Source organism: Serratia sp. EC4 (assembly GCF_059652115.1).
In genome coordinates this window covers 263,776-290,120 of the sequence record NZ_JBNIDE010000003.1, presented here as the reverse complement: position 1 = coordinate 290,120, position 26,345 = coordinate 263,776, and the positions used below count along the sequence as shown (strand labels likewise).

The 26,345-nt window shown below is 56.6% G+C and carries 31 protein-coding genes and 1 pseudogene; 23 read left to right on the top strand and 9 right to left on the bottom strand.

The window, feature by feature from the left end; translation table 11 throughout:
* Positions 1 to 21 precede the first annotated feature (21 nt).
* On the bottom strand, positions 22 to 375 hold the full coding sequence (locus ACP39K_RS11520) for an Aca2/YdiL-like domain-containing protein (protein WP_497008498.1): 354 nt from the start codon (positions 373 to 375) through the stop codon (positions 22 to 24).
* A 152-nt stretch (positions 376 to 527) separates the two neighbouring features.
* On the opposite strand from ACP39K_RS11520, the gene ACP39K_RS11515 reads away from it, so the two are divergent.
* From ACP39K_RS11515 to ACP39K_RS11485, 7 genes and pseudogenes are all read left to right on the top strand, one after another.
* A complete protein-coding gene (locus ACP39K_RS11515) occupies positions 528 to 1,286 on the top strand; it encodes a Gp138 family membrane-puncturing spike protein (RefSeq protein ID WP_497008574.1) in 759 nt (252 codons plus the stop codon).
* Complete coding sequence (locus tag ACP39K_RS11510) at positions 1,283 to 1,633, top strand: contractile injection system sheath initiator (RefSeq protein WP_497008497.1); 351 nt, start codon at positions 1,283 to 1,285, stop codon at positions 1,631 to 1,633. Before ACP39K_RS11515 ends, ACP39K_RS11510 begins: the two co-directional genes overlap by 4 nt.
* Positions 1,626 to 2,816, top strand: a pseudogene (locus tag ACP39K_RS11505) (baseplate J/gp47 family protein). The gene ACP39K_RS11510 and the pseudogene ACP39K_RS11505 overlap by 8 nt, the downstream one beginning before the upstream one ends.
* Positions 2,813 to 3,391 (top strand): DUF2612 domain-containing protein, encoded by a 579-nt coding sequence (locus tag ACP39K_RS11500; RefSeq protein WP_497008496.1) that lies wholly within the window; start codon positions 2,813 to 2,815, stop codon positions 3,389 to 3,391. Before ACP39K_RS11505 ends, ACP39K_RS11500 begins: the two are co-directional and overlap by 4 nt.
* A complete protein-coding gene (locus tag ACP39K_RS11495; RefSeq protein WP_072270281.1) occupies positions 3,392 to 4,171 on the top strand; it encodes a phage baseplate protein in 780 nt (259 codons plus the stop codon).
* A gap of 16 nt (positions 4,172 to 4,187) precedes the next feature.
* Entirely contained in the window at positions 4,188 to 6,584 is a 2,397-nt protein-coding gene (locus tag ACP39K_RS11490) for a hypothetical protein (protein ID WP_497008495.1), read from the top strand.
* A gap of 2 nt (positions 6,585 to 6,586) precedes the next feature.
* On the top strand, positions 6,587 to 7,495 hold the full coding sequence (locus ACP39K_RS11485) for a hypothetical protein (RefSeq protein ID WP_497008494.1): 909 nt from the start codon (positions 6,587 to 6,589) through the stop codon (positions 7,493 to 7,495).
* A gap of 187 nt (positions 7,496 to 7,682) precedes the next feature.
* Here ACP39K_RS11485 and ACP39K_RS11480 read toward each other — a convergent pair whose 3' ends face one another.
* Positions 7,683 to 7,781: a YoaK family small membrane protein gene (locus ACP39K_RS11480; protein WP_031221779.1), complete on the bottom strand. Its 99-nt coding sequence runs from the start codon at positions 7,779 to 7,781 to the stop codon at positions 7,683 to 7,685.
* A gap of 512 nt (positions 7,782 to 8,293) precedes the next feature.
* On the opposite strand from ACP39K_RS11480, the gene ACP39K_RS11475 reads away from it, so the two are divergent.
* Positions 8,294 to 8,698: a hypothetical protein gene (locus ACP39K_RS11475; RefSeq protein WP_079451355.1), complete on the top strand. Its 405-nt coding sequence runs from the start codon at positions 8,294 to 8,296 to the stop codon at positions 8,696 to 8,698.
* On the opposite strand, the gene ACP39K_RS11470 is transcribed toward ACP39K_RS11475, so the two are convergent.
* Together ACP39K_RS11470 and ACP39K_RS11465 are read right to left on the bottom strand one after the other, a co-directional pair.
* Complete coding sequence (locus ACP39K_RS11470) at positions 8,695 to 8,913, bottom strand: hypothetical protein (RefSeq protein ID WP_033640661.1); 219 nt, start codon at positions 8,911 to 8,913, stop codon at positions 8,695 to 8,697. The genes ACP39K_RS11475 and ACP39K_RS11470 overlap by 4 nt on opposite strands.
* A 74-nt stretch (positions 8,914 to 8,987) precedes the next feature.
* On the bottom strand, positions 8,988 to 9,338 hold the full coding sequence (locus tag ACP39K_RS11465) for a hypothetical protein (protein WP_033640660.1): 351 nt from the start codon (positions 9,336 to 9,338) through the stop codon (positions 8,988 to 8,990).
* Positions 9,339 to 9,586: 248 nt separating this feature from the next.
* Here ACP39K_RS11465 and ACP39K_RS11460 point away from each other — a divergent pair, with 248 nt between their 5' ends.
* The 5 genes from ACP39K_RS11460 (at position 9,587) to ACP39K_RS11440 (ending at position 12,626) form a co-directional block, all read left to right on the top strand.
* Positions 9,587 to 9,937: a DUF4377 domain-containing protein gene (locus ACP39K_RS11460; protein ID WP_033640658.1), complete on the top strand. Its 351-nt coding sequence runs from the start codon at positions 9,587 to 9,589 to the stop codon at positions 9,935 to 9,937.
* A gap of 183 nt (positions 9,938 to 10,120) precedes the next feature.
* Positions 10,121 to 11,320 carry an enoyl-ACP reductase FabV gene (fabV, locus tag ACP39K_RS11455; protein WP_016928134.1) on the top strand — a complete coding sequence of 400 codons (1,200 nt, stop codon included), beginning with the start codon at positions 10,121 to 10,123 and terminating at the stop codon, positions 11,318 to 11,320.
* Between the two features lie 226 nt (positions 11,321 to 11,546).
* A complete protein-coding gene (locus tag ACP39K_RS11450) occupies positions 11,547 to 11,765 on the top strand; it encodes a hypothetical protein (RefSeq protein ID WP_033640657.1) in 219 nt (72 codons plus the stop codon).
* A gap of 171 nt (positions 11,766 to 11,936) precedes the next feature.
* Positions 11,937 to 12,242 (top strand): hypothetical protein, encoded by a 306-nt coding sequence (locus ACP39K_RS11445; RefSeq protein WP_244758130.1) that lies wholly within the window; start codon positions 11,937 to 11,939, stop codon positions 12,240 to 12,242.
* A gap of 48 nt (positions 12,243 to 12,290) precedes the next feature.
* Positions 12,291 to 12,626 (top strand): hypothetical protein, encoded by a 336-nt coding sequence (locus ACP39K_RS11440; RefSeq protein WP_016928131.1) that lies wholly within the window; start codon positions 12,291 to 12,293, stop codon positions 12,624 to 12,626.
* A gap of 37 nt (positions 12,627 to 12,663) precedes the next feature.
* Here the strand turns inward: ACP39K_RS11440 and dcuR are convergent, their stop codons facing one another.
* The 3 genes from dcuR to ACP39K_RS11425 all read right to left on the bottom strand — a co-directional run bounded on the left by dcuR (position 12,664) and on the right by ACP39K_RS11425 (position 15,957).
* Complete coding sequence (gene dcuR / locus ACP39K_RS11435) at positions 12,664 to 13,383, bottom strand: two-component system response regulator DcuR (RefSeq protein WP_016928130.1); 720 nt, start codon at positions 13,381 to 13,383, stop codon at positions 12,664 to 12,666.
* Positions 13,376 to 14,989 (bottom strand): sensor histidine kinase, encoded by a 1,614-nt coding sequence (locus tag ACP39K_RS11430; protein ID WP_115115904.1) that lies wholly within the window; start codon positions 14,987 to 14,989, stop codon positions 13,376 to 13,378. The genes dcuR and ACP39K_RS11430 overlap by 8 nt, the downstream gene beginning before the upstream one ends.
* Before the next feature lie 125 nt (positions 14,990 to 15,114).
* Complete coding sequence (locus tag ACP39K_RS11425; RefSeq protein WP_033640653.1) at positions 15,115 to 15,957, bottom strand: class I fructose-bisphosphate aldolase; 843 nt, start codon at positions 15,955 to 15,957, stop codon at positions 15,115 to 15,117.
* A 484-nt stretch (positions 15,958 to 16,441) separates the two neighbouring features.
* Between ACP39K_RS11425 and ACP39K_RS11420 the strand changes: the two genes are divergently transcribed.
* The 5 genes from ACP39K_RS11420 (at position 16,442) to ACP39K_RS11400 (ending at position 21,875) form a co-directional block, all read left to right on the top strand.
* Positions 16,442 to 17,371 (top strand): sugar ABC transporter substrate-binding protein, encoded by a 930-nt coding sequence (locus tag ACP39K_RS11420; protein WP_016928128.1) that lies wholly within the window; start codon positions 16,442 to 16,444, stop codon positions 17,369 to 17,371.
* A 75-nt stretch (positions 17,372 to 17,446) separates the two neighbouring features.
* The gene (locus ACP39K_RS11415) at positions 17,447 to 18,931 is read left to right on the top strand and encodes a sugar ABC transporter ATP-binding protein (RefSeq protein ID WP_033640651.1); all 1,485 of its coding nucleotides are present in this window, start codon (positions 17,447 to 17,449) and stop codon (positions 18,929 to 18,931) included.
* 15 nt (positions 18,932 to 18,946) lie between these two features.
* Positions 18,947 to 19,987, top strand: coding sequence for an ABC transporter permease (locus ACP39K_RS11410; RefSeq protein WP_025160279.1), 1,041 nt, complete (start codon positions 18,947 to 18,949; stop codon positions 19,985 to 19,987).
* A gap of 63 nt (positions 19,988 to 20,050) precedes the next feature.
* Positions 20,051 to 20,971, top strand: coding sequence for a sugar ABC transporter substrate-binding protein (locus tag ACP39K_RS11405; protein WP_048795219.1), 921 nt, complete (start codon positions 20,051 to 20,053; stop codon positions 20,969 to 20,971).
* A gap of 139 nt (positions 20,972 to 21,110) precedes the next feature.
* The gene (locus ACP39K_RS11400) at positions 21,111 to 21,875 is read left to right on the top strand and encodes an SDR family oxidoreductase (protein WP_033640649.1); all 765 of its coding nucleotides are present in this window, start codon (positions 21,111 to 21,113) and stop codon (positions 21,873 to 21,875) included.
* Between the two features lie 46 nt (positions 21,876 to 21,921).
* Here the strand turns inward: ACP39K_RS11400 and metQ are convergent, their stop codons facing one another.
* Positions 21,922 to 22,737: a methionine ABC transporter substrate-binding lipoprotein MetQ gene (gene metQ / locus ACP39K_RS11395; RefSeq protein ID WP_033640648.1), complete on the bottom strand. Its 816-nt coding sequence runs from the start codon at positions 22,735 to 22,737 to the stop codon at positions 21,922 to 21,924.
* A 236-nt stretch (positions 22,738 to 22,973) separates the two neighbouring features.
* On the opposite strand from metQ, the gene ACP39K_RS11390 reads away from it, so the two are divergent.
* The 5 genes from ACP39K_RS11390 (at position 22,974) to ACP39K_RS11370 (ending at position 25,455) form a co-directional block, all read left to right on the top strand.
* Positions 22,974 to 23,492 (top strand): hypothetical protein, encoded by a 519-nt coding sequence (locus ACP39K_RS11390; RefSeq protein WP_016928122.1) that lies wholly within the window; start codon positions 22,974 to 22,976, stop codon positions 23,490 to 23,492.
* Positions 23,493 to 23,639: 147 nt separating this feature from the next.
* Positions 23,640 to 24,065, top strand: a complete 426-nt coding sequence (locus ACP39K_RS11385; protein ID WP_015377548.1) for a universal stress protein — start codon at positions 23,640 to 23,642, stop codon at positions 24,063 to 24,065.
* A gap of 110 nt (positions 24,066 to 24,175) precedes the next feature.
* Entirely contained in the window at positions 24,176 to 24,490 is a 315-nt protein-coding gene (locus tag ACP39K_RS11380; protein WP_016928121.1) for an ArsR/SmtB family transcription factor, read from the top strand.
* On the top strand, positions 24,487 to 24,816 hold the full coding sequence (locus ACP39K_RS11375) for an SRPBCC family protein (RefSeq protein WP_033640647.1): 330 nt from the start codon (positions 24,487 to 24,489) through the stop codon (positions 24,814 to 24,816). The genes ACP39K_RS11380 and ACP39K_RS11375 overlap by 4 nt, the downstream gene beginning before the upstream one ends.
* A 45-nt stretch (positions 24,817 to 24,861) precedes the next feature.
* Entirely contained in the window at positions 24,862 to 25,455 is a 594-nt protein-coding gene (locus ACP39K_RS11370) for an ATP-dependent Clp protease proteolytic subunit (RefSeq protein ID WP_033640645.1), read from the top strand.
* A gap of 5 nt (positions 25,456 to 25,460) precedes the next feature.
* On the opposite strand, the gene ACP39K_RS11365 is transcribed toward ACP39K_RS11370, so the two are convergent.
* Positions 25,461 to 26,327 carry a hypothetical protein gene (locus ACP39K_RS11365; RefSeq protein WP_033640644.1) on the bottom strand — a complete coding sequence of 289 codons (867 nt, stop codon included), beginning with the start codon at positions 26,325 to 26,327 and terminating at the stop codon, positions 25,461 to 25,463.
* Between the last annotated feature and the right edge of the window lie 18 nt (positions 26,328 to 26,345).

Sequence of the window (26,345 nt, the reverse complement as noted above, 5' to 3'; positions counted from 1 at the left end):
AAAGTGGAAAATCCCATAAAATTAGATAAGATTTGCTTTCTGAACAGCAAAGCAGTGAGCTGCAACAGCATTTGTTATCTTCCACATAACGACATCTCGTTGTTTGTTTACCTCTTCGTATTCATCTACCGTCATATAGAATCGAAGATTGATAGGCTCCCCAGTTCGTTCAAACTTAGTGAGTTGCTGTTCAATTAAATAATTATGATAGCTGGCGTATTCTAACATATTTCTTGCTACATCATCAGGTACTGACCGCGTACCATCTTCCCAACGCTGCCAGCTTCTTGTAGATACAAATCCGATATGTTCGGCAGCTTCGCTACACTCAAGTGCTAGCAACTGGCGAAGTGCCTTCAATTCTTTATTAGTCATGCTGAGGTCCTCATAAGGATTGATTCGGGCCATCCCGAATCGTCATATTTATGATAGGTCGCATTAGCGACCAATGCAAGTGGCTGTTGTCAACAATTTCACTGAACATTAGTAAATATCAAACAGCTTTGATGGATTTTATTGGAAAAATTATGCCTGTATCCCTCACATCTCAAATCGGCGATAAGCAGCAGGCCGACCAAGCGTTGATCGACGCCATCAACGCGGGAATGCGCGTGTCGATCCCCGGCATCATTCAATCCTTTGACGCGGACACGGTTACCTGCGTTGTCCTGCCGGCTGTGAAAGGTTACGAGCCGGAAAGCGCCGGCGGCGGAAATTCTGCCAGCCTGCCGCTGCTGGTAGATGTGCCGGTCATTTTCCCGCGTGGCGGGGGCGTTACGCTCACGTTTCCGATCAAGTCAGGTGATGAGTGCCTTCTTGTGTTTGCCGACCGGAGCATCGATTTCTGGTGGCAAAACGGTGGCGTGCAGGAGTCGGCCGCCGAACGTATGCACAACCTGTCTGACGCTTTCGCTATTGTCGGCCCGCAGTCGCAGGCCCAGAAAATCAGCGGTATCAGCACCAGCGCCGCGCAGCTGCGCACCGACGATGGCGCCGCATTTATCGAACTCGACCCAGGCAGCCATGCCGTTAACGTCACCACGCCAGGCAAGCTGACCGCCAGCGCGCAGGGCGGCACGGAGATCAACTCCCCCGAGATCGTACTCAACGGCAACGTGACGATTAACGGCAACCTGTCGCAGGGTATGGGAGACGGTGGCGGCACGGCGACAATGCTGGGGCCGGTCAACGTGACGAACGACGTCAACGCCGGGGGCATCAGCCTGCAGACGCACAAGCACGGTGGTGTAGAAACTGGCGGCGGCCAGACGGGAGGCCCGCAGTGAGATACCGGAAAGAAGACAAGAATGGCGATTACAGCGTCGGGCGCGGCGAGGGGGATTTCTTCATTAACACTCCCGAGGCCGTGGGCATGGCGGTGATCAGCCGCCTGCAGCTGCGAAAGGGTGAGTGGTTCCTCGATACAACCGCCGGCACCGACTGGACGCAGATACTCGGCAAATACACGTCGGGCCTCTATGACATCGTGATCCGCGAGCGCATCCTCGGCACGCCGAACGTGACCGAGATCGTCGAGTACCAGAGCCAGCGCGATGTCGATACGCGCGACCTTCTGATCACCGCCACTTTAAACACTGCCTTCGGCCAAACCTCGGTAACCACCTATGTATGAAGACATTATCGATTCGATGCTGCCAAAAATAACGGCGGCAGGGATGAGCGCGCCTGAATTCCAGACCATCCTCACCGGCTGGCAGACGATTTTTCGCGGCATCTATGGCGATGACATCTACATCGATCCAGACAGCAAAGACGGCGTGCTGTTGTCGCTGATCGCCTACGCGATGCACGGCGGCAACAATGCGGCGATCGCCACCTGGAATGCGTTTAGCCCGGCGACCGGCACCGGCGCTGGGTTGGCGAGTAACGTCAAAATCAACGGTATCAGCCGCAAGGCCCCGTCGAATTCCACGGTTGACGTGCGGCTGGTCGGCCAGGTCGGGATGGTTATCCGCAATGCCTCAGTGCGCGACAGCGCCGGGAACCTCTGGGATTTGCCAGCAGAGGTGGAGCTCGATATTCACGGCTAGGCAGTGGTAACCGCGACGGCGAAGAAGGCAGGCGCCATTACTGCGCTGCCCGGTGATGTTTCGCAAATCGCTACACCGACGCGCGGCTGGCAATCCGTCACGAACCCTGAAGCAGCCACCGCCGGCAAACCGGTTGAAACTGACGCCGAACTGCGACAGCGGCAGGCGCTCAGCGTCGCGCTACCGTCCCGAACTGTCATGGAGGGGCTGATAGGTGCCATTGGCAATATCACCGGCGTGACGCGCTATAAGGGCTACGACAACGACACTTCGGAAACCGACATCAACGGCGTGCCGGCGCATGCGGTTTCGATGGTGGTAGACGGCGGCGATGCAGAAGAGATCGCCCGCATCATCGCGATAAAAAAATCACCAGGCGCGCCGACGTTCGGCACCACGACGGTGATCGTCAAGGATGCCTACGACACAGACAAGCCGATCCATTTTTTCCGGCCGACCAAAGTCCCGATTTACGCGGCTATCAAAATTAAGGTGCTTCCTGGCTACACCAGCGACATTGGCGAAGACATAAAAAAAGCCGTGTCCGACTACATCAACACGCTCTATATCGGTGACACCGTTTATTTTTCCCGGCTTTATGTTCCCGCCACGCTGGGAAATGCCGCCAGCGGGAAAACCTATGACCTGATGACGGTGAGCATTGGAAAAGATGCAGTCACGATGAGCGAGGCCAACATTCCGATCCTGTTTAACGAGTCTGCGACCTGTTCGCCGGAGAATATCGCAATTATCACGGTGGCATGATGACCAACAAATACACCGTATTAATAACCGCTTATCACTGTCAATTCCCCAACTACTTCGCCACCGTCAATGCAGTCACTGAGGCGTTCGTACGTCAACAGGACAGCACGCGCGGCATCGTGCCGGCGTTTGACCTTGATAGTGCCATTGGCGCTCAGCTCGATGTAATCGGCCTGTGGGTAGGGCGCGGGCGTCGCATACGTGCACCGGCAGTGAACCATTATTTTTCGTTCGATGATCCCGTTCTGGGTTTCGACCTGGGGACATGGAAGGGACGCTACGACTACGGCGACGAGTATATCGATATGGATGACGACACCTATCGAACGGTACTGCGTGCAAAAATCGGCGCCAACAACTGGGACGGTACTGTAGAAACGCTGCCCGCCGTTCTGGCGGCTATTTATCCGAAAGGCGGTATCACGATCACTTTTTCGGACAATCTCGACATGAGCATGACGATCACAGCTCGAGGGGCCGTAATACCGGCAATCACGAAAGAAATTATTCGGCAGGGGTATCTCTCGATTAAACCGATGGGGATCGCCGTAAATTATGAAGTTGTGGAGGGATAAATGGCGAAGAATGAATTTAAACCGTTTGCCATCGGTGAATATGCGAACGTGTTATCACAGAATGAATATGAATCACTACCCGCTGTAGGGGCGGGATTTACCGCAGGTGTCGCAAAAAGTGAAGAACTTAACAAGGTATGGCGGCAATCTTCCGTGATGTCATCCGTATTAGGTGATTTCATTTCCATTAACTCCGGTGATGATGTGTTGGATGATGGTGATACGAGCAAGGTTTTACAATCACTGATTAAAGCATTATCAAAACCAATAATTAATTTTAGTCATCCTGTCGGCATGGTTGCTTGGTTTGCTCAAAATAAAAACCCTAACGAACTTTTTCCAGGTACTACGTGGGTATACCTTGGTGAGAATAAAACCATCAGGTTATCGAAACCTGATGGGAGTGATTTGCTTGAGTCCGGAGGGGCGGATCAAATAATCATCAGTAAGGAAAACCTGCCAAATATAGCGTTATCTGTCAGCGGCACTGCTAATGAAGTAGATCTCGGCTCTCGACAAACAGATACCCAGGGCAGACATAATCATAGGTCTGGCATGGCAGGCCCAGGTGCTTCATACCAAGACTATATAGTTGGGTCTGATAATGATTCACATAGGCCACTTACTTATACAAGTGACGACGGTGAACACGCACACACGGTAAATATTGGTACGCATTCACATAATGTTAGTGGTTCAACAGAAACCCTTGGCTCTGGGAATTCAATTAATATCACCAATGCTTACGTCAAATTAATGGGCTGGTATCGCACCGCTTAATAGAGAGAAATAAATCATGTCAAATAATGGTTTGCCAGTCACTGACGTGGTAGGGGTTTCTGTTACCCTTGGTCAGCGCCGCACTGCCGGCGCATCAGCAGGTGATGCATATGCCCAGGCAGCCCAAGGTAGTGCAATTTCAGCGGCTAATTCCGCCGCAAAAGCTACTCAGGCTGAACTAGGTGCGGCGGAAGCCGCCGAAGGCGTGGCTGAAAATGCAGTCATTGCTTCGGGTGCAGCAGATCGCGCCGAAGCTGCGGCAGAAATCGCGCAATCTGGTGCTGATGCTTATCCTGATGTCGCTGCTGCACAAGCCGCGATCGACGCTGGCACTGAAACGCGGCGTTATTTCTCTGTTCGCTCGACCATTTCAACGCAATGGGTTGATGAATATGAGAACGTCAACGGTATAGCGACGCCAACGGGCCGCTATCTGAGCAATGGGAAATACGTTGATGAGATTGCCGCATCCGTTATTTCGCTGCTGGCGAGTCTGATTGAAACTAACAGGCGAACTGCTTCACTTCGGCAATATCAATCTGAGAAATGGCAGTGGTTAGTTGAAGGTGCCGGCGGCGCATCTGAGACAGCAATGGCGCTTGATAACGATTTTGGGTTGTGGCTGGCTGGGTTAAAGTCTTCAATTCAAGATTATATCGAACAGCTCATGCCGAAGAGCATTGCAAATCGATACGTTGATCTGCAATACGCTATCGTGGCAAAAAACGGCATTGACGGACTGGTAACAATAAACAATAACGGCGATATTCGGATCGTCGGCACTGATGACGTTTTGCAAGACAGATTAAACACGATTTGTTCGACCACGTTTTCTCGCAGGGTTGCTGGATTCCAGTTCGTTATTTTTACGTCTGATATGACGTCGGCAATATTCGCGATTGACGATGACGGCGGCGTGCATATCCCCGGCATTGACGGACCGCTTCAAGATAATCTCGGCGAGTCTTTGGCATCAATCACGACTGTCGGCGGCGTTCCTGCAGCTGCGTGGCGCGGTGATATTGTGTGGTCTGAGCGTCCTGTGTTAACGGCGCAAAAACTGACATCAAGCGGCTTTGTATTCAGCTATATGCCAGGTGGTGATGCTACTTCTGGGGCTGGCGTGATGTATGTTCCATCTATACGAGAAATGCCTATTGATGCAACCGTGATTCACGGTGCTGGCGCCTGCGGCCAATCTCTTAATCTAGCGTTCGATACTGCTAATTCGAACATTGTTAATATTGATAAATCATTCCGTGGTCGCTTATTGGCGGGTATAAACGGAAATCCAGAAGGTAAGAACGTAAATGCTGTAAATAATGATGACGTATCAAACCTTAACGATATGAGTTACCCATCATACCGCCGAGGTAATATCCTCCCAATGTACAATGAACTCATGTCCAAGGGTGTTGGAAATATTATTTATATCCATGCTGGATTTGCGGCTGGTGGTCGCTCATTCATACAAATCAGCAGGGGGACTGTGCCATATGAAAACGGACTAAAATTTGTTCGAATGGCTAAGAGTGCTGCGGACGGTGTCGGTAAGCAATATATATTTAAGTTTCTGACTCATGAGCATGGAGAAACTGATTCCGATAATGGTGATTGCCGAAATCCGGGAGACTATCTCGCAAAAGAAAACGTTTATTTCCCCGGCATTCAAATCGACTTTAAAGGCATTACCGGCCAGACAGACGATTTCCTGATTGTTATCGGGCAGGTCGGCAGTCGCAGCAACACCAAAGCTGGAGCCGTTGATGAAGAGGGTAACCCGACGGGCGAAAGCATCGTGGTTCAACCGTATTCAGTTCCAGCGGTTGACCAACTCGCATACGTGCGCCAAAACCCCGACACGGCGATTATGTACGGCCCTAAATACATGCTGAACTGGCTCTATAACGACAACTCGCTCAGTCATCTGAACGCAAAAGGGAAAGTGCTACAAGGGGAATATACTGCACAGGCCATTCACTGGCATCTGTACAACGCAGAGAAAAAAGGCACGTGGACTGGGCTGAAAGTAAAAAGCCTTTCCGTCTCAGGAAATATTGTTGAATTGCTCTGTGATGTCCCATATACGCCGATCGTCATTGATACCAACTTCATCGCTGATTGTTTGAATCAAGGAATTAGTCTCGAGAAAAACTCCGCATCAGTTCAGAGCGTCACTGTCGTCGACGGTAACATAATTCGCATTGAGTTTGATAAAGCTCCGGCATCAGATGATTACATGCTGATTGGCTTTACTAATACCGCGCTTAGTTCAAGTGGCCACGTGTATCCGCTTACATGCTTCCGTGATTCGTCCCCAATTAAATCGCGCTGGATCACGCGAAATAACGAACCTTTCCCCCTTTATAACTGGCTGTGCCTCGATCGCCTGCCAATGACCGGAGAATTTTAAAAATGACAGCAGCCATTAATACCGGCAAAAGCTATTCTGGTTTCCGCCCAGCTCTGGACTTATCCGCTTCCATTCTTGATCCGTCGGCGCTATTTAGCGCATACAAAGCGCGGATAGTAGCAGACGGAGGCACAGTTCCAGATGAATCAGGTTGTCTTGCGCGGTTTGAGTTTCTGGTAAATAACGGGATGTACAGTCGAGCGACGTTCTGTGCAGCGCCGGCGTTTGGTTTAAAAGTCGATGGTGCTGGAAATGTCCAAACCGTTTATAACCTGCTTGGCTCTGCTGGGGATTTGATCGCGGGTTCCCAAGGAACTCCACCGCTACCCATGACCTACGATGCCACTGCGCGCGCGGTTATCATTCAGGTCACATCGGGTGGGGGCTGGTATCTCAAAAGCCGCACGAATCTTGTTATCCAGAAAAGTTCGACTTATTTGATTGCAGGCCGCATGAGCGACCTCAATCGTGCCGACAATAACGGAATTACTGCCGGATACAATCTGACAGGTTTACCGATGGCGTATCTTCGGACGATGATAACGAACAACAGCGCAGTTACTGAGGCGTGGCGATATGGGTCACGCGATAGCGCATGGCCTGCGGGTAGTGGTGGCGCGCTCAATGCCGCAACCAATATCTATGCTGACTATGTGCCATCCGCGGGCTTGTTCAAAGTTGCTCAAGGGGTCATTGAGGGGTACGAGAAAGGGAAGTTGCTTGCGACCTCAGCGCCGGCGGCGACGGGAAAACTGACTGATTTGAGCAGCTACACTACGCCGATGTTGATTGGTGGTACGCAGTTAGCGAATAACATCGTCAGTGCGTGCTATGGGGCATTCATGGACATTCTATGCCTACACACTGCTGACGAATCCGACGCGATCCTCGCGTCACGCTTGGGGATGTAATGCTGGGAGGGGAAGGAGTCCGGCAGGCTTGAAAAAGCAGATGCAGCCCCTATCTAAAATCTGCTGCCCCTTCACCGGCCTCGTAGCGTGCAGTCAGGTTGAACATCGGCGGGGCAGACCTATCACTTGTAAAGCACATCAAAATTGAACTATGGCCGCAGCTCTGCGGCCTCTTACCAGACCTACATCACTTCCCAGGCATTGCATATCCACCGATGATGAACCAAGCTAGGAGCACTACAGCCGCCACGATGATGGCGACGGGGAACAGGTATCCGATCTTCATGATTTTCTCGTTATCTGGTGGCACATTCCGCCCAAAGCATCATGCTAACACCTATCAGCTTTGATGTCCGGTCATTGACACTGCGATCATGGCCGAAATTTTCCCGAACCGATCCGAGAACTTTGGTAAACGACTGAAATTAAAGAAAGGAAATGCAAGGTGTAGCAAGTGATTGCGAAAGGCTTTTATTCATTAACTAATTGTTTTATCTTGCTATTGTCATTGTTTTGCGCATAAAGGAATCGTATTCGGTCTTTTTTTGTGTGATTGATTTATAAGGAAATTCCACTTAAAGCGCCAATAAATTTCTGGTTTCTCTTTCCCGTCGTCACATTTCAACCCGATCTCCGGCTCCACACACCCACCGCACCTATCGCTAATTTAGCCGCACCAAAAGTCATTACGTCATCTATGGCGCTGATAAGCTTCGGCCATTGCTCCCATCAACGGTTTAACGAGAGTGTCATTATGGGAAATATCCCGGCATCAGGCGCTATAAAAGGAAACCCGCAGTGAACGAGCAACTGAATCAATTAAAGATGATGTTGCCCGGCTATCTCGAGGCGTGGCGTGAGGGGGCCTTACCCTCTGACTGGGGGCAGGTGGCTAATCCTGAAGTAGTTGCCGCCCTGTTGGCGGAGTGGGAGGCGCTAAGCGAGTTGGCGTCTCGGTTCGAAACCGCCACTGAAGCACCCTCCGAACCGGCCGCGTTTTGGCAGGCACGCGCCGAGCTGATGGCGCAGCGCAATCGTGAGCTGATGGCTCAACTGGCGACGCCAATCCGTTTGCCCAGCGCACGGGTGGCCTTTTTTGGCTATGTGAAAACGGCCGTGATGGACGCCAGGCAGGTTAAAGCGGCGATTCGCGATGCCGGTTTTATCGTTGCGGGCGGCGCCCCCAACGAGAACACGGCTTAACGCGGTTTCTTCTCAAATTTCTCGGCAAAAAAGAACCGCAGCAATTTATGGATCCACAGCAGGATGGCGCCGACCACCACCAGCGAGACGACGAAATGCGACAGATTTTTAGGCGCGGCATAGCCGTGGGTAAAGGAGACCCCCGCGCCGCTGAGCAGCAGGGTGGCGATCCAGAAGCCGAGCAGCAGGCATAAGGTACGAAACAGTTTAAACATGGTTATCACCAAAAATACGGAAAGCGCCGACCGAACGGAGAGGCTCAGCCGGAGCTTTGATTAATTAAAACCGCTTAGCGCGAACAGGTATTGCCGCCTTTACTGCTATTGTTATTGCAGTTGCTGCCGCTGTTTTTGTTGCCGCCTTTCCCCATGCCGACGTTGCCGCCGCCTTTGCTGCCTTCCTTGAAGCAGCCGCCGTTGAGCGCGCCCACCGCCAGGCCGCCAAGGCCGCCCAGAGAGCCGGTGATCACGCCGTTAACGCAATCCGGCGAGGTGTGCTTGCCGTAGAATCCCTGATTGGATGACCCGCCCCCGTTCTTGTTGCCGCCGTTGTTGTTGACGCGACCATTGCTGCCGCGGTTGTCGGCAAAGTTACCGGCGCCGGCGATCAGGTGAAAGTGTTTGGCATCGATCTCTTGCATAAAATTCCCTCTTTATCGATTCAGTTAAATTCAGTAAAGCTTGCGCAAGCCAGCTGTTTTTAACAGAAAAAATAGCGGGGGTAATTACCGGTTCGGATAAGAACAGGGGGTTTATTTTGCGATATTTTCCAGTCTGATAGGGCACAGAGGAATGATATTTTGGATGTGTGGATCCGCATCGCTATCCGTTCTCTTGAGCCGGTTAATTTGTTAGCATGGCGCCCCTGGATGACTATTGGTGCAGTACATTGAAAATTAAAGCGTTGTTATTTGTTGCGTTGGCCGCGCTGGCCGGCTGCAGCCAGGAGGGAACCTCGATGAATCAGCCCGCAAACGAGAAAGGCGGCCAAACGGAAGTGTTGCTGGTGAACAGCGCGCTGGTGGACTGCGTGGGCGTCGGCCCGATGAAGTGCATGCAGGTGCGCCGCTCCGCGCAGCAGCCGTGGGAGTTGTTCTATACCGGCATCGAGGGCTTCATTTTCGAACCGGGCTATCAGTATCGATTGAAAGTGCGCGTCACTCCGGTGGAGAACGTGCCGGCCGACGCCTCATCGCTGCGTTACACGCTGATTGAGCAGTTGGAAAAGAACAAGGCGTGACTCTCGACTGGCCGGGTAATCGCAACCCGGCCTGCCATGATTATCCCTTTGCCATCATGACATGTCTCGGTAGCGGGCTTTCCGACTGGTCTGTTCACTGCGCTTGTTTTCGCACTTTCTTAAGTATATTGAGAAAATCAGGTATATTGTCCTTCGGTTTTTAGCTACCAAGAAAAAATTACTATGATTATCAAACCTAAAATTCGTGGTTTTATCTGCACCACCGCTCACCCGGCAGGCTGTGAAGCCAACGTCCGTGAGCAAATCGCCTACGTTAAGTCGCGCGGCGAACTGAAAAACGGGCCTAAAAAGGTACTGGTCATTGGTGCTTCCACCGGTTACGGTCTGGCCTCGCGCATCAATGCCGCTTTCGGCAGCGGTGCGGCCACCATCGGCGTATTTTTCGAGAAGCCTGGCAGCGAAGGCAAAACCGGTTCCGCCGGTTGGTACAACTCCGCCGGTTTCGACAAGGCAGCTAAAGAAGAAGGCCTGTACGCGAAAAGCATCAACGGCGACGCATTCTCCAACGAGTGCCGTCAGACCGTGATCGATCTGATCAAAAAAGACCTGGGCCAGGTTGACCTGGTGGTTTACTCGCTGGCTTCGCCGGTGCGTAAGATGCCGGAAACCGGCGAAGTGGTGCGTTCCGCACTGAAGCCGATCGGCGAGCCATACAAATCCGTCGCACTGGACACCAACAAAGACGTGCTGGTTGAAGCCGTGGTCGAGCCGGCCAACGAGCAAGAAATCGCCGACACCGTGAAGGTGATGGGCGGCCAAGACTGGCAGCTGTGGATGGACGCGCTGGACGAAGCGGGCGTGCTGGCGGATAACGCGCAGTCGGTCGCTTACTCCTACATCGGTACCGATCTGACCTGGCCAATTTACTGGCACGGCACGCTGGGCAAGGCGAAAGAAGATCTGGATCGCGCGGCGCACGCCATCAACCAGAAGCTGCAGGCCAAAGGCGGCGCGGCTTACGTTGCGGTGCTCAAGTCGGTAGTGACTCAGGCTTCCTCCGCCATTCCGGTGATGCCGCTGTATATCTCCATCGTGTTCAAAATCATGAAGGAACAGGGCATTCACGAAGGCTGCATCGAGCAGATCCAGCGTCTGTTCGCCACCAAGCTGTACAGCGGCGCGGCGCCGGACACCGACGAGAAGCACCGTCTGCGTCTGGATGACTGGGAACTGCGCGACGAAGTGCAGGAAACCTGTCGTGAAATCTGGCGGCAGCTGAACGACAACAACATCAACGAACTGACGGATTACCAGGGCTACAAGGCGGAATTCCTGCGCCTGTTCGGCTTCGGTCTGCAGGGCGTTGACTACGACGCCGATCTGAGCGGCGAAGCCAATTTCGATGTGATCGAGCTGGTCTAAGCGCGTCGAGCGGTCAAACAAGGTCGGGTTAGCCCGGCCTTTTTTATTGCCTGCGAATTATCGGCTGGCTAAGCGAAAATGTTTATTTCGGGTTAACAGAGGAACCGAGTGGTTAACATCGGCGGTCGGAAGATGAAATAACGGCGGTTATTAAACTAAAGAAAGTCATTTTTTATTTACCCTTGCCGCCGGCTGCGGGTATTTTATTTCCTTTAAGGAGAAAACTATGACATGGCGTTATTGTGCTACGGTATCGTTGTTTTTGTTGAGCGGCTGCGGCGCGATCCAGCCGACGTCGACGTCCCCAGACTGGTCTCAGCCCCAGCCGGCCACGCGGGAGCAGCGGCAACGCATCATGGCGGGTGAGTCTGCCTCGTCGGTATTGCATGAAGGGAATATCGGTATTGGCGGCACGTTAGATGGGTCGAAAATATTCGATCGTTAAACCGCTAAATATATTCAGCCAAATTAATGCGCGCATTCTGCCGATATTGTCGGAGGGTTTACCTTTCCTGCGTTATTCTGCCGTGGCTTGACCATTCATTGCGTTAGCAGACAATTCGTTTTCCTTATAGGGAACCGCCGGTTTATTTCGGCGTAATCAAAGGAGTTGCCCATGACGAAGAACATGGCCGCGATCTTTCTCTTGCTGTTGCCGCCGCTAAGCCAAAGCGCCGGCGCAGCGCGCTACGACAGGCCGTGCGAAGGGCTGTCGCCGGTGCTGTTTCAAAAGCGCCTGAAAGCGCTGGCGCAGGATCTGCGGCAGGAAATAAGCGAGGAAGCGCCGCCGACGGAGCGCGATGCGGAAGAGCTGGCGCGGTTGGCGGAGTGCGCTATCGAGCCCGGCAAGGCGCCCGTCACCGGCGGGCAGCGCGTCTCCCGTTCAGAGGAAAAGCCGACGGCATCGCCGAACGGTTGCTGAGCCGGCGTGTGCGCAGAGTCAAGCGATGTAATGTAAAAGGAGTCATTGATGAAAAGGATCGTGTTGGCCGGCGTGGCCTTGTGTTGTTCCAGCTTCGCGCAGGCGCGGGTGGATCTGGAATACCATGCGGCGGCGCCGAAGGACAGTAAGGTCACCGAGGAGTACCAGAAAAAGCGCGACGCATTGCGCCACAAGGTGTGGAATGTCGATAACCTGACGCTGGCCAACGAGCAGGCGATTGCACGCGAACAGCAGCGCGAAGCCGCTGAGACCGCCGAGCGGCAGCAGCGGAATCTGGAACAGCAGCAGAAAAAGCAGCGCTGCCTGCGGAGACACTCGAAAGATCCTCACCCCGAGGCGAAGTGTTACAGGCACAACTTCTAACCTTCAACGTCCGGGCGCTTTCTGCGCCCGACGTCGTTTAGGCCGGGCGGCAATGCTCTTTCAGCATGGCGATCGCGTCCGGCTTCAGCTGATACAGATATACCGGTCGGCCGGTGGCGCCGTACAGAATACGGGTGCCGAGGATACCGCTCTCCGCCAGATAGATGAGGTACTTGCGGCAGGACACTCGCGAAATGCCAATGGCGTTGGCCAGGTTGTCGGTGGAGAATTCGCTGTCGTGCTGCTGTTCGATCCACTCGCACACCGTGCTCAGGGTGATGCTGGTCAGGCCCTTCGGCAGCTTTTTGCTCTCCTGGCCGCCGGGCTGGCGGCGCAACAGACTGTCGACGTCGGCCTGCGAAAACTCGCGCTGCGCCAAGAGTTGGGACTGTTGCCGATAGTGGCTCAGCGCCTCCTTGAAGCGGCTGAACTGGAACGGCTTGATCAGATAATCCACCACGCCGTAGTGCAGCGCTTTTTGCACCGTGTTCACGTCGCTGGCGGAGGAGATGATGATCACATCGGTCTTCTCGCCGAGTTCGCGCAGGCCGGGCAGCAGATCCAGCCCGTTCTCCTGCTGCATGTAGATATCCAGCAACACCAGATCGATGTTGACGCTGGCATCGGCCAGCAGGGCGCGCGCCTGGCTCAGGGTGGCGACCGTCGCCTGGCAGTGAAAACCGCCGACTTGGCTCAGGTAGTATTTGTTCAGCTCCGCCACCATCGGGTCGTCGTCGACAATCAGTACGTTAATCATGGGCTCTGCTCTTGGCCTGATAGGGAAGGTGCACGAAAAATTGGGTCAGCTCGCCCGGTTCGGATTCGAAATCGATGCTGCCGCCCAGTTTCTCCAGATGGCTGCGGATCAGCGCCAGGCCGATGCCGCGTCCCGTTCCCTTGGTGGAAAATCCGTGTTCGAAGATGCGCGCGCCGATCGCCGGATCGATGCCGGGGCCGTCGTCGCTGACGATACAGTGTAATTGATCGTCGTGATGATGGAAGCTCAGGCCGATCTCGTGGCCCTCAACGCCGTCGATGGCGTCGATGGCGTTTTCGATCAGGTTGCCGAGCACGCTGATCAGCACGTGGGTGGTCTCCGCATCGTCGGTTTCCGGCAGCAGGCTGGTTTCCTCGATGGTCAGTTCGATGCCGGCCTCGTGGGCGCGGCTGATCTTGCCGATGAAGAAGCCCGCCACTTCCGGCGAATGGATCTTGCGCAGCAACGCGCCGATCTCTTCCTGGTAGTTGCTGGCGGTGTTGATGATGTAGTTTTCCAACTGCTGATAGGCCTTCATGTGCAGCATGCCGAGTATCACATGCAGCTTGTTCATAAATTCGTGCGACTGCACCCGCAGGGCGTCGGCGTAGTGCGCCATGCCGCTCAGCCGCTGCAGCAGGCGGCTGACTTCGGTTTTGTCGCGGAAGGTGGCGATGGCGCCGGTCACCTGGCCGTTGACGATCACCGGCACGGTATTGGTCAGTAGTTCGCTGCCGTTGAAGCTGATCTGCCGATCGCGCAGCGGTTCGCCGCTGGCCAGCACCTCCGCCAGATGCAGCTGCGCCGGCCAATGCTTGCTGGCGGCTTCCAGCAGCAGGTTTTCCACCGGCCCGCTCTGGCGCAGCAGGCGCTTGGCTTCGTCATTGACGATGGTGATGCGGGATTCATTATCGACCGCGATCACGCCTTCTTTAATCGACTGCAGCATGGCGTTGCGCTGTTCGAACAGGTTGGAGATTTCGTAGGGCTCGAAACCCAGCATGATGCGTTTGAGCGCAGAGACCAGGAAAAAGGTGCCCAGGCTGCCGACCAGCGCGGCGAAGGCGATGGTCCAATAGATGATCCAACGACTCTCCGCCACCACCCGCTGCACGGTGTCCAGCGCGATGCCGAGCGCCACCACGCCGATTTGTTTTTTCTGATCGTCATACACCGGCACGAACACCCGCAGCGCCGGGGCCAGCGTGCCGCGGTTGATGGCGCTGTTGACGTTGCCTTGCAGCGCGGGCGCCAGATCGTCGCCGATAAAATGCTTGCCGATCAGCCAGGGTTTAGGGTGCGAATAGCGGATGCCCTGCATATCCACCACCACCACGAACAGCAGCTCGTTTTGATGGCGCACCTGCTCGGCGAAGCGCTGAATGGCGCCGCTTTGATCGCGCCGCTGCAAGCCGTCGATCACGGTGTTGGAGAGCGCCAGCGTGTTGGCGACGGCGATGGCTTTTTGCTGCAGCTGATCTTGCCCCTCGCGGCTCATCTGCACGAAAAACAGCGCGAACACCACCAGCAGCACCGAAGCGATGATGGCGGACACCATCAGCGTGATGGAGGTGCTCAGCTTGAGCGGCACCCGTTGTTTTGGCATGGCGGTTCTCCGAATGGCGATATCACGGCGTATTCTAGCGAGGAATGCGGCAAGCTGCAGTTACCGGCAGCAGGTTATAGCATGCTGCCGGGGGAGCGGGGGGTTATTTTAGTTACAAAAGCGGGTTACTGCTGGTGGTAGATCTCCAGCGCCTGTTGGCCGCTGGCGCCCTGATGGATGATCGCCATCAGGGCGCGCACCACCTGCGACGGGTTGCTGTGTTGATAGACGTTGCGGCCATAGACCATGCCGGAGGCGCCCTGCGCCATCAGCGCGGCGGATTTCTCCAGCACCGGGCCCAGCTCACCCTTGCCGCCGCCGCGCACCAGCGTCGGGCAGCGCGCCGCTTCCACCACGCGGTGGAAATCTTCCACCCGATCGGTCGGATCGGCCTTGATGATGTCGGCGCCCAGCTCGCGCGCCAGCCGCACCAGCGGCACGATCTTCTCCACGTCACCCAGCGATCCGTAGGCGGCGCCCTGGCCGGCCGGGGCCATCACCAGCGGTTCGATCATCAGCGGCATGGCGTAGCGGTCGCAGGCGTGGCGCAGGCGGCCGATGTTCTCTACGCATTGGCGGAAAATGCCGGGTTCATCCGGGATCATATACAGGTTGACCACCACCGCGGCGGCGTCCATTTGCAGCGCGGCCAGGATCGGCGCTTCCGGATTGTGCAACACCGCCCACATCTCACGGTGGCGCGCGGCGTTATAGGCGTTGCCGACGTCGGTGCGCAGCACCAGCGCCGGCTTTTCGCGCTGCGGCGCGCGCTGCAGCAGATCCGCCTGGCCGTAGTTGACCTGAATGGCGTCGGGGCGCGCGGCGATCAGGTTGCCCATCACCCGTTCGATATCTTCCAGGCCGATTAAGAAATCCGGTTCGTTGGCGATGCCGTGATCGATCGCCACGTCCAGGCACTTGCCGTTGTTGAACAGGCGGTTCATCCGCACCTTACTGCTGAGCTGCATGTCAGGTCCTCCTGAGATAGGGATATGTCCATTATTGCCGAGTAAGGATGGTCGGGAAACGCGGAAACCGCAAACTGCGCGCCCGCTCGCAGTTTTTGCCGGCGCACGAAAGGGGAACGCTCGCGGGCGGCTTTCATTTCATTTGTTAGATCCATGTCATGTTTTTGTTAATAAGCCATTCCAAAACGCATGTTTCGCTTGTTTGGGTTAAAAAGTTTCAATAATCTAAATTATGAAATAAACATTTAAAAAAGCGGCGAGGACGCGGCTTTCTCCTCCAGGGGTTTATTTCAATTGATTGTTTTTAATCTGTTTTTAGATATCGATCACCATTTTGTTCACGGCCTTAATACGGCGATAACGCGGTAATTTCGCCGTATCAAAGGGATAACACCGACCGTATTGTTGTTTGAATGTAAAAAATATTTTTCATTAGCTGTCAACCAACAGACCTCTTCATTCTAACGATTAAAGGGTAACGAACATGAAGCTGAAGAAACTGATCGCCGCCTCGGTACTGATGTGCATGCTGCCGGCCAGCGTGTTGGCGAAAGACATCAAGATCGGCGTTTCCATGGCTTACTTCGATGACAACTTCCTCACCATTCTGCGCCAGTCGATGCAAAGCAAAATGAAAGCCGACGGCAACGTCAGCGGCCAGTTCGAAGACGCCAAGGGCGACATCGCGCAACAAATTCAACAAATCGAAAACTTCGTCAGCCAGGGCGTCGACGCCATCATCCTCAACCCGGTGGATACCCAGGGCGTCAAGCCGATGATCAAACTGGCCGAGAACGCCAAGATCCCGCTGGTGTTCGTCAACCGCAAGCCGGAAGTGGCGCTGCCGGCCGGCATGGCCTACGTCGGATCCGACTCCAAGCTGGCCGGCAAACTGCAGATGGAAGCGCTGGCCAAGCTGATGAACGGCAAGGGCAACGTGATGATCCTGATGGGCGAGCTGTCGAGCGAAGCCACGCGCGACCGCACCCGCGGCGTGGAAGAAGTGGCGGCCAACTATCCCGGCATCAAAATAGTCGACAAGCAAACCGCCAAGTTCTTCCGCAAAGAGGCGGTGGACGTCACCACCGACTGGATTTTGTCCGGCCAACAGATCGACGCCATCGCCTCCAACAACGACGAAATGGCCATCGGCGCTATTTTGGCGCTGAAGCAAGCCAAAAAATCCGGCGTGCTGGTGGCCGGCGTTGACGGCACGCCGGACGCGCTGGAGTTCATCAAGAAGGGCGATCTGGCGCTGAGCGTGTTCCAGGACGCCAAAGGCCAGGGCGAGGGCGCGGTGCAGACCGCCGTTCAGCTGGTGAAAGGCGAAAAAGTGGAAAGCAACGTGTTGATCCCTTACCAGCTGATCACTCAGGCCAATTACCAGCAATTCGCCGATAAAAACAAGAAATAAGCCTTGAAGCCCGCCGCGGGCGCCGGTGTGGGGCGAGCGCGGCGGAAAACGTGGGTCAGTGCGGAGGTAAGCGGTATGTACCCTTATGTTCTTGAGGCCGAAGGCATCAGCAAGCAGTTCCCCGGCGTCAAAGCGCTGGATAAGGTCTCGATTAAAATCAAACCCGGCAGCGTGCATGCGCTGATGGGAGAAAACGGCGCGGGCAAATCGACGCTGATGAAATGCCTGATCGGCATCTACCACCCGGATGAAGGCTCGATAAAAATCAAAGGCCGGCCGGTCACCTTCAGCGACACGCTGCAGGCGCTGCATTCGGGCATTTCCATGATCCACCAGGAGCTGAACCTGGTGCCTTACATGACGGTGGCGGAAAACATCTGGCTGGGGCGCGAGCCGGCGCGGTTGGGGTTCGTCAACCACGAACAGCTGAACGAGAACACCCGCGAGCTGCTGGCGCGGCTGAACATCAAACTGCAGCCGGACACGCTGGTGGGTGATCTGAGCATCGCCAACCAGCAGATGGTGGAGATCGCCAAGGCGGTGTCCTACAACGCCGACGTCTTGATCATGGACGAACCGACCTCGGCGCTGACCGAAGGTGAAGTGGTGCATCTGTTCGCCATCATCCGCGAACTGCGCGAGCAGGGCAAAGGCATCATCTATATCAGCCACAAGATGGACGAGATCTTCGCCATCACCGACGAAGTGAGCATTTTCCGCGACGGCACCTTCATCGCCTGCGACAAAACCGAAAACCTGACCAAACAGTCGCTGATCACCATGATGGTGGGGCGCGAACTGACGCAGATGTTCCCCAAATTCAACAACAATATCGGCGAGGAAGTGCTGCGGGTGGCGGGGCTGCGCCGCAGCGGCTGGTTCCATGACGTGTCGTTCAGCGTCAAACGCGGCGAGATCCTCGGCGTCGCCGGGCTGGTGGGCGCCGGGCGCAGCGAAGTGATGGAAAGCCTGTTCGGCATGCATCCGGCGGACGGCGGCGAGATCTTTATCGAAGGCCAGGCGGTGAAGGTCGATTCCCCGGCGAAGGCGATCGAGAGCGGGCTGGCGTTTCTCACCGAAGACCGCAAGAAATCCGGCCTGTTTCTGGTGCTGTCGGTGGTCGAGAACATGAGCATCGTCAACCTGTCGGAATACATCGGCAAGAACGGTTTCGTCAGCCACGTACAGATGGCCAAAGACTGCATGGATCAGATCAAAAAACTCAACATCAAAACGCCGACCATGGATCAGATCATCAATAACCTCAGCGGCGGCAACCAACAGAAGGTGCTGATCGCGCGCTGGCTGCTGGCGCAGCCGAAAATTCTGATCCTCGACGAACCGACGCGCGGCATCGACGTGGGTGCGAAAGCGGAAATCTACCGCCTGATCAGCGAGCTGGCCAACCGCGGCGTCGCCATCATTTTGGTCTCCTCCGAGCTGCCGGAGATCCTCGGCATGAGCGACCGGGTGATGGTGATGCACGGCGGCCGCATCACCGGCATTTTGGACAAAGACGACGCGGACCAGGAAAAGATCCTGGCGCTGGCCTCAGAATAACGAAGGGTGAACATCATGAGTAACGTAAAGATTGAGAAGCCGCTCTCCGCCGATTCAACGGGCAAGGGAACGCTGTTCTCCGGGCTGAGCGGCAAAATGCCGAAGGATACCGGCATCTTCATCGTGATGATCGGCATCGCGCTGATCTTCGAAATCCTCGGCTGGTACATGCGCGATCAGTCGTTCCTGCTGAACCCGAACCGCCTGCTGCTGATCGTGCTGCAGGTGGCGATTATCGGCATCATCGCGGTGGGCGTCACCCAGGTGATCATCACCACCGGCATCGATCTCTCCTCCGGTTCGCTGATTGCGCTGACCGCGGTGGTAGCGGCCAGCCTGGCGCAGACCTCGGACAGCATTTCGCCGATGTACCCGGGGCTGCTCGATCTGCCGGCGGCGATCCCGATCGGCGCGGGGATTGGGGTGGGCATTGTCTGCGGCTTTATCAACGGCTTCCTGATCACCCGCACCGGCATTCCGCCGTTCATCGCCACGCTGGGGATGATGGTATCGGCGCGCGGTCTGGCGCAGTACTACACCAAGGGCAATCCGGTCAGCTTCCTGTCGGACGGCTTCACGTCAATCGGCCAGGGCGCGATGCCGGTGATCATCTTCCTGGTGATTGCGGTGATCTTCCATATCGCGCTCAAACACACCCGCTACGGCAAATACATCTACGCCATCGGCGGCAATATGACCTCGGCGCGGGTGTCCGGCATCAACGTCAACAAATATCTGGTGACGGTTTACACCATCGCCGGCGGGTTGGCGGGACTGGCGGGCGTGGTGCTGGCGGCGCGCGTCAGCAGCGGCCAGTCGAGCATGGGGATGTCGTACGAGCTGGACGCCATCGCCGCGGCGGTGATCGGCGGCAGCAGCCTGATGGGCGGCGTCGGGCGCATCACCGGCACGCTGATCGGCGCGGTGATCCTCGGCCTTATCAAAAGCGGTTTCACCTTTATCGGCGTCGATTCTTACATTCAGGACATCATCAAAGGCGTGATTATCGTCGCCGCCGTGTCGATCGACATGCGTCGCAACCGCAAAAAACACTGATTGCCGTGAATTGCCGCCGGCGCCAAGGTTGGCCGGCGGTGTTTTTTTACCGGGGGGCACATCATGAATTACCTGAAAGGGCTGTGGCTGGCGGTGGCGCTGTGTGCGTCCACCCCGGCATTGGCGCAAACCATCGGCGTATCGATGGCCTATTTCGACCAGAACTTCCTCACCATTATCCGCCAGGCGATCGACAAGGAGGCCAAGGCGCGCGGCATTACCGTGCAGTTCGAGGACGCGCGCGGCGACGTCGGCCGCCAGACCGATCAGGTGCAGAGTTTTATCAGCGCCGGGGTGGACGCGATTATCGTCGATCCGGTCAACTCGGCCAGCACGCCGGTAATGACCAAAATGGTGCAGGCCGCCGGCGTGCCGCTGGTGTACGTGAACCGCACGCCGGGCGACGCCAAACTGCCGCAGGGCGTGGTGTTCGTCGGCTCCGACGAGCGGGAATCCGGCACGCTGCAGATGGAAGAGTTGGCGCGGCTGGCCAACTATCAGGGCAACGTGGCGGTGATGATCGGCAACCTGACCGACGCCGGCGCGCTGCAGCGCACCAAAGACGTGGAGCAGGTGGTGGCCAGGTACCCGAAAATGAAAGTGGTGCAGAAGCAGAGCGCCAACTATTCACGCAGTGAAGGCATGGATCTGATGATGAACTGGCTGACCAACGGCGAAGCGATCGACATCGTCGCCGCCAACAACGACGAGATGGCGATCGGCGCGATCATGGCGCTGCAGCAGGCGGGCAAGGCGGACAAGAAAGTGCTGATCGGCGGCATCGACGCCACGCCCGACGGCCTCAAGGCGCTGGCCTCCGGCAAGATGCAGGTCACGGTGTTCCAGGACGCGGTCGGCCAGGGCAAGGCCTCGGTCGATGTGGCGCAGCGCATGATCAACGGTGAAAAGCTCGAGCCGTATTACTGGATCCCGTTCGAGCTGGTGACGCCAGCCAATCAGGGAAAATACGCGGCCAGGCCGTGAGTTAACCGCCAGGTTCGCGTTGCCGGGGCGCTGCTTGCAGCGCCTTTTTTATTGGCGTCAGTTACATGTCCGCTTGCGGCCAGCGCGGCGCGGGATCTTGCCTCACACTGAGGATCTTTAAACCGCGTGAGGATGAGCGATGAATGCATTAAACGGCAAGGTGGCGGTGATCGGCGGCGCCAGTTCGGGGATCGGCAAAGCGGCGGCGCTGCTGTTCGCCCGGCAGGGGGCAGCGCTGGTGTTGGGCGCCCGGCGCGCGCCGCTGTTGGCCGAGTTGGTGGAGGACATTCGGCGCGAGGGCGGCCGAGCATTGGCGGTGGTGGGTGACGTGCGCGACGAAGCCTTCGCCGAACGGCTGACGGCGACGGCGGTCGACGAATTCGGCGGGCTGGATATCGCCTTCAACAACGCCGGCACCTTGGGGCCGCTGGGGCCGTCGCTGGCGCTCAGCGCGTCAGAATGGCGCGAGGTGCTGGAAACCAACCTGTCCAGCGCCTATTACGGCGCCAAGCATCAAATTCCCGCCATGCTGGCGCGCGGCGCGGGCTCGGTGATTTTCACCTCCACGTTCGTCGGCCACACCGCGGCGTTTCCCGGCACGGCAGCCTATGCGGCCGGCAAATCGGGGCTGATCGGCCTGACGCAGGCGCTGGCGGTGGAGTTTGGCGGGCGCGGCATTCGGGTGAACGCGCTGCTGCCGGGGGGCACCGACACGGCGATGGGCCGGCAGATGAGCAATACCCCGGAGGCGCTGGCGCAGGTGGCCGATCTGCACGCGCTGAAGCGGCTGGCGATGCCGGAGGAGATCGCGCAGGCGGCGCTGTATCTGGCGTCTGACGCTTCCTCATTCGTCACCGGCACCGCGATGCTGGTGGACGGCGGCGTGTCCATTCAGCGCGGCTGAGGTTGGCATGGCCCGTGGCCTGGCGCCACGGGCATACGGGAGAGATTTACCAGCCTTTGACGGCGTCACCTTTGTAGATGTCGGCGGCGCTGGCCGCCACTTCATCAGTCTGGTAGGCCTTGACCAGATCCTTCACTTTCTCGCTGTCTTTGTTGTCGATGCGGCTGGCGAAGATGTTGACGTAAGGTGAGTTTTTGTCTTCGACAAACAGCCCGTCCTTGGCCGGCGACAGGCCAATCTGGCTGGAATAGTTGGTGTTGATGATCGCCAGCGTCACCTGTTGGTCGTCCAGCGCGCGCGGCAGTTGCGGCGCTTCAACCTCGACGATCTTCAGCTTTTTCGGGTTGCTGACGATATCCAGCGCGGTCGGCAGCAGGCCGACGCCGTCTTTCAGGGTAATCAGCCCCTGTTTTTGCAACAGCAGCAGCGAACGGCCCAGGTTGGTCGGATCGTTAGGCACCGCCACCTGCGCGCCGTCCGGCAACTGGCTGAGTGCGGTTATCTTCTTCGAATACCCGGCGATCGGGTAGACGAAGGTATTGCCCACCGCCGCCAGCTTGTAGCCACGCTCCTGCATCTGCTTGTCCAGGTAAGGCTTGTGCTGGAAGGCGTTGACGTCCAGATCGCCATTGTTCAGCGCTTCGTTCGGCAGCACGTAATCGTTGAAGGTCACCACCTCCACGTCCAGATCGTATTTTTGCTTGGCGACCTTCTGCACCACCGCCCACAGCGACTGATCGATGCCGGCGCTGATGCCGACCTTGATGTGGTGCTCGTCCTGTGCGGTCGGGCCGCATGCGGTCAGCAGCAGCGTGCCGGCGGCGGCCAGCGCCAACGTGAGGTTTTTCAGCGTAAATGTCATTTTCCCAGAGTCCTTGTCAACATTGCCTGCTAATTTTGGCGGGCAGAATAGTGGCAGTGACTGTAGGTAATCGCTGGGCTAAAACAAAATACTGATTCACTATGACTCATAGCGATTAGCTATGAGCGGCCGCTGCCCGGCGCGGTGCGGATTGTTTTGACGGCGAATCGGCGGGCTTATTATGATAGCCGTTGGCCCGTAAGGGCAGACTGGGTACTGAAACGAAGGAATAGACAATGCGATTGAACACTTGGAGCAAGGCGCTGCTGCCGCTGGTGGTGTTGGCCTGCGTCTCGGCGACTCAGGTTCGGGCGGCGGAGAGCGATACCGGGCCGATCCCTAAACAACTGCTGGGCAACTGGCGCGTCAGCAAAATTGTGCCGACTCAAACCACCGGCTGCTGGGATCAGCAACAGGCGCAGAGCCTGATCGGCGGCAAAATCAGCTATAAGGCGGATGCGTTCAGTTGGAACGACACGGCGCTGAAAAGCGAAGGGGCGACCGTCAGCACCGTAGAAGCGCAGGAGTTTGTCGAGGACAATGCCGGCAGCAGCTCCTATATCGATTTCCCGATGCTGGGCATCAGCACGCCGTCGGTCGAGCGTGTGGCCATTCAGCACGCGGATACCGTCATCAAAGGCATCACCGATCAGGGCACTGATGGGGTGCCCGGCGATAACGTGCTGGTGAAAGACGCCAACACGCTGATCCTGTCGTTGTGCAACGTCTGGTTTGAGGCGCAGCGCGAGAAATAATTTCTGCCTTCAGCCCCGGCAACGGGGCTTTCCCACCGCATCACCTCCCGCCATGAGCGCCATTTCTGAACTAAAATTAATCATAACGATATGACCCCGGCGTGATATCGGAGCCTCGGCTCAACCGAGTCCATGACAGGAGGCGCTATGTGTTACCACCATATTGTCATCGCCACCGATCTGAGCGATGACGGCAAACGGCTGGTCGAAAAGGGGGCGTTGCTGGCGGAAGCGCTGCAGGCCAAACTCTCGCTGATCTATGTGGACGTCCACTACGACACCTACCACGCGGCGATCGGCTTTTCGGAACGCAGCTATGACGGCGTGCCGTTCGAAGAGAAGATCCGCAAAGAGCTGGAACCCACCACGCAAAACGTCAATTACCCGATCGCGGAAGTGATTATCGGGCGCGGCGGCTTCGTTGACGAACTGCGCACGGCGGTCGTGGACAAGAACATCGATCTGTTGGTGTTCGGCCATCACCACGATCTGTGGAGCAACCTGTTTTCCTCTACCCGCAACGCCATCAACCAACTGAATATCGACGTGCTGGTGATCCCGATCCGTTCATAAGCGCGATCATGCCTCGTCCATTCACTCCGCGCTGCGGCGCGGAGTCTCTTTTGCAGCAAAAAATGCCGTGCTCGGTTGCATAATACATAAGTGAATACTAATGTGTTTATATGAACGAAAATGACATCTTCAAGGCGTTGGCCGATCCGACCCGCCGCCGCATCTTCGACAAACTCGCTGTCGCCAGCATGAACGCCAGTGCGTTGCGCGAAGGGCTGCCCATCAGCCAGTCGGCGATGTCACAACACCTGGCGGTGCTGCGTAACGCCGGACTGGTACGCGAGACGAAGCAGGGGCGCTGCGTCAATTACCAGGTCGACCCGGAAGGGCTGGCGCAGATCGCCCAGTGGCTGGCGAAGTACCGCGCCTACTGGCCGGCGCGCATCGACGCGCTGCAAACCTTGCTGAAGGACATGGATCAATGAACAAACAGGCTGAGCGGCCGCCGCGCGACCGGCTGGTGTTGGAGTATGCGCTCGAGGCGCCGCCGGAAAAAGTGTGGCGGGCGCTCAGCGTTCCCGAATTGCGCGAGCAATGGCTGCCGACGGGGGATCTGGCGCAGGCTGAACCGTTGGCCGCCACGCCGGGCGAGGCGGTGAGCTATCGCCTGCGCGACGACCAACCGCCGTTTCTCGAAAGCGTCGTCACCCTGCAGATCGTGCCGGACGCCGGCGGCGGCAGCCTGCTGCGGATTATCCACCAGCTCGACGCCGCCAACGATGGCCCGCCGACGGTGATGCGCGCCGCCTGACGCGTTAAACACATTTCTCTTTGTTGCCAACCCAGGAGTTCACCGATGCGTGAGAAGATGATGCTCGTCCCGATGGTGGTGGAACAGACCAGCCGGGGAGAACGTTCCTTTGATATTTATTCGCGCCTGCTGCGCGATCGGATCGTGTTCCTTAACGGCGAAGTCAACGACGACGTGGCCGAAATGCTGTGTGCCCAGTTGCTGTTTCTGGAGGCGGAAAACCCGGAAAAACCGATCCACCTGTACATCAACTCGCCGGGCGGGGCGATCACCAGCGGGCTGGCGATTTACGACACCATGCAGTATATCCGCGCGCCGGTGCATACGCTGTGCATGGGCACCGCGCGTTCGATGGGGTCGTTCCTGTTGATGGCCGGCGAACCGGGGCACCGTATGGCGCTGCCTAATGCCAGCCTGCACGTGCACCAGCCGCTGGGCGGCTTTCAGGGGCAGGCCTCCGACATCTTGATCCACGCCGAAGAGATGAAGCGCACCAAAGACCGGGTGATTCGGCTGTATGCCCAACATTGCGGCCTGAGTTATGAAGAGGTGGAGCGGGTGTTGGATCGCGATCGCTTCATGACCGCCGACGAAGCGGCGGCCTGGGGGTTGATCGATCGGGTATTGCGGGCGCGGTAAAGGGCTCAGGAGTGCGAGGCGGATTGTTGCGTTTGCCAAACCCGTTCAAGTCCGAATTCGACCATTGCGAAATAGAGACTGAAATAGCGCTCCGCCATGATGAAGAACGAACTGTTGAGTTCGATCACCACATTATTGGTGGTGGTCAGCAGACCGGATTTTTCCGCCGCCTGCAGAATGCGGTTCACGTGCGCGCGTGAGACGGAGCAGGACTTGGCGATTTTGGCCGAGGAGAGCAGCAGAAAAGGGGAGTCCTGTCGGATGCTTTCGATAAACAGCATCAACAGCACCATGTGGCCGGCATCTTTGCTGATAAACAGCCCTGACTGTTGCACCAGATCGATCAGGTAGATCTCCTTGAGCATCAGTTGTCCGTAGGCGGCGAAAAAGGTGGACAGAAAGCCGGGCGCCGCCAGCAGCGCCGCGATGGGCATCTGTGGCGCCAGCGCCTGATAAGGCCGCGCCATTGAGGCGATCAGCGCCTGGGTTTCCGCCAGCGCGTGCGGCGTAGGCTTATAGCGTAACTGGCGTTTGTCATGCTCACAGGGTTTGACCTCCAGCCGGCGCCCGACCCGCAAGAAAAACAGAAAGGAGTCCAGGGAGTTCTCGCTGATCAAATTTTTCCCTTTAAAAAAGGCTTTGATGTCTTTCAGCCCGGCGGCGGGCTGGTGGTAATAAATGGACAGGATGGTGGAACAAATGATGAACCGGCTGTTCCTGAAGATGATTTTGTAAAACAGCGGATGTTTCTTGTAGGTCTCTTTCAATAACTCCCCGTGTTTGACGATGGCGGCGTGAAACGCCGGTGACTGCCTGATGATGTTGGCCTGTTTCTCCAGGTGAAACTGTAGCTGGAATCTGCTTAGACTCATTTTCCCTATTTCCTGTAC

What these genes read in the sequence shown, in the direction of transcription:
- ACP39K_RS11520 (WP_497008498.1), bottom strand. Translation starts at nt 375, where the DNA reads ATGACTAATAAAGAATTGAAGGCACTTCGCCAGTTGCTAGCACTTGAG.
- ACP39K_RS11495 (WP_072270281.1), top strand. Translation starts at nt 3,392, where the DNA reads ATGGCGAAGAATGAATTTAAACCGTTTGCCATCGGTGAATATGCGAAC.
- ACP39K_RS11425 (WP_033640653.1), bottom strand. Translation starts at nt 15,957, where the DNA reads ATGCAGCTCAGCAGTAAGGTGCGGATGAACCGCCTGTTCAACAACGGC.
- ACP39K_RS11420 (WP_016928128.1), top strand. Translation starts at nt 16,442, where the DNA reads ATGAAGCTGAAGAAACTGATCGCCGCCTCGGTACTGATGTGCATGCTG.
- ACP39K_RS11500 (WP_497008496.1), top strand. Translation starts at nt 2,813, where the DNA reads ATGATGACCAACAAATACACCGTATTAATAACCGCTTATCACTGTCAA.
- ACP39K_RS11440 (WP_016928131.1), top strand. Translation starts at nt 12,291, where the DNA reads ATGAAAAGGATCGTGTTGGCCGGCGTGGCCTTGTGTTGTTCCAGCTTC.
- ACP39K_RS11515 (WP_497008574.1), top strand. Translation starts at nt 528, where the DNA reads ATGCCTGTATCCCTCACATCTCAAATCGGCGATAAGCAGCAGGCCGAC.
- ACP39K_RS11365 (WP_033640644.1), bottom strand. Translation starts at nt 26,327, where the DNA reads ATGAGTCTAAGCAGATTCCAGCTACAGTTTCACCTGGAGAAACAGGCC.
- metQ (WP_033640648.1), bottom strand. Translation starts at nt 22,737, where the DNA reads ATGACATTTACGCTGAAAAACCTCACGTTGGCGCTGGCCGCCGCCGGC.
- ACP39K_RS11450 (WP_033640657.1), top strand. Translation starts at nt 11,547, where the DNA reads ATGACATGGCGTTATTGTGCTACGGTATCGTTGTTTTTGTTGAGCGGC.
- ACP39K_RS11380 (WP_016928121.1), top strand. Translation starts at nt 24,176, where the DNA reads ATGAACGAAAATGACATCTTCAAGGCGTTGGCCGATCCGACCCGCCGC.
- ACP39K_RS11465 (WP_033640660.1), bottom strand. Translation starts at nt 9,338, where the DNA reads ATGCAAGAGATCGATGCCAAACACTTTCACCTGATCGCCGGCGCCGGT.
- ACP39K_RS11375 (WP_033640647.1), top strand. Translation starts at nt 24,487, where the DNA reads ATGAACAAACAGGCTGAGCGGCCGCCGCGCGACCGGCTGGTGTTGGAG.
- ACP39K_RS11470 (WP_033640661.1), bottom strand. Translation starts at nt 8,913, where the DNA reads ATGTTTAAACTGTTTCGTACCTTATGCCTGCTGCTCGGCTTCTGGATC.
- ACP39K_RS11385 (WP_015377548.1), top strand. Translation starts at nt 23,640, where the DNA reads ATGTGTTACCACCATATTGTCATCGCCACCGATCTGAGCGATGACGGC.
- dcuR (WP_016928130.1), bottom strand. Translation starts at nt 13,383, where the DNA reads ATGATTAACGTACTGATTGTCGACGACGACCCGATGGTGGCGGAGCTG.
- ACP39K_RS11410 (WP_025160279.1), top strand. Translation starts at nt 18,947, where the DNA reads ATGAGTAACGTAAAGATTGAGAAGCCGCTCTCCGCCGATTCAACGGGC.
- fabV (WP_016928134.1), top strand. Translation starts at nt 10,121, where the DNA reads ATGATTATCAAACCTAAAATTCGTGGTTTTATCTGCACCACCGCTCAC.
- ACP39K_RS11480 (WP_031221779.1), bottom strand. Translation starts at nt 7,781, where the DNA reads ATGAAGATCGGATACCTGTTCCCCGTCGCCATCATCGTGGCGGCTGTA.
- ACP39K_RS11445 (WP_244758130.1), top strand. Translation starts at nt 11,937, where the DNA reads ATGACGAAGAACATGGCCGCGATCTTTCTCTTGCTGTTGCCGCCGCTA.
- ACP39K_RS11370 (WP_033640645.1), top strand. Translation starts at nt 24,862, where the DNA reads ATGCGTGAGAAGATGATGCTCGTCCCGATGGTGGTGGAACAGACCAGC.
- ACP39K_RS11485 (WP_497008494.1), top strand. Translation starts at nt 6,587, where the DNA reads ATGACAGCAGCCATTAATACCGGCAAAAGCTATTCTGGTTTCCGCCCA.
- ACP39K_RS11405 (WP_048795219.1), top strand. Translation starts at nt 20,051, where the DNA reads ATGAATTACCTGAAAGGGCTGTGGCTGGCGGTGGCGCTGTGTGCGTCC.
- ACP39K_RS11390 (WP_016928122.1), top strand. Translation starts at nt 22,974, where the DNA reads ATGCGATTGAACACTTGGAGCAAGGCGCTGCTGCCGCTGGTGGTGTTG.
- ACP39K_RS11430 (WP_115115904.1), bottom strand. Translation starts at nt 14,989, where the DNA reads ATGCCAAAACAACGGGTGCCGCTCAAGCTGAGCACCTCCATCACGCTG.
- ACP39K_RS11490 (WP_497008495.1), top strand. Translation starts at nt 4,188, where the DNA reads ATGTCAAATAATGGTTTGCCAGTCACTGACGTGGTAGGGGTTTCTGTT.
- ACP39K_RS11400 (WP_033640649.1), top strand. Translation starts at nt 21,111, where the DNA reads ATGAATGCATTAAACGGCAAGGTGGCGGTGATCGGCGGCGCCAGTTCG.
- ACP39K_RS11415 (WP_033640651.1), top strand. Translation starts at nt 17,447, where the DNA reads ATGTACCCTTATGTTCTTGAGGCCGAAGGCATCAGCAAGCAGTTCCCC.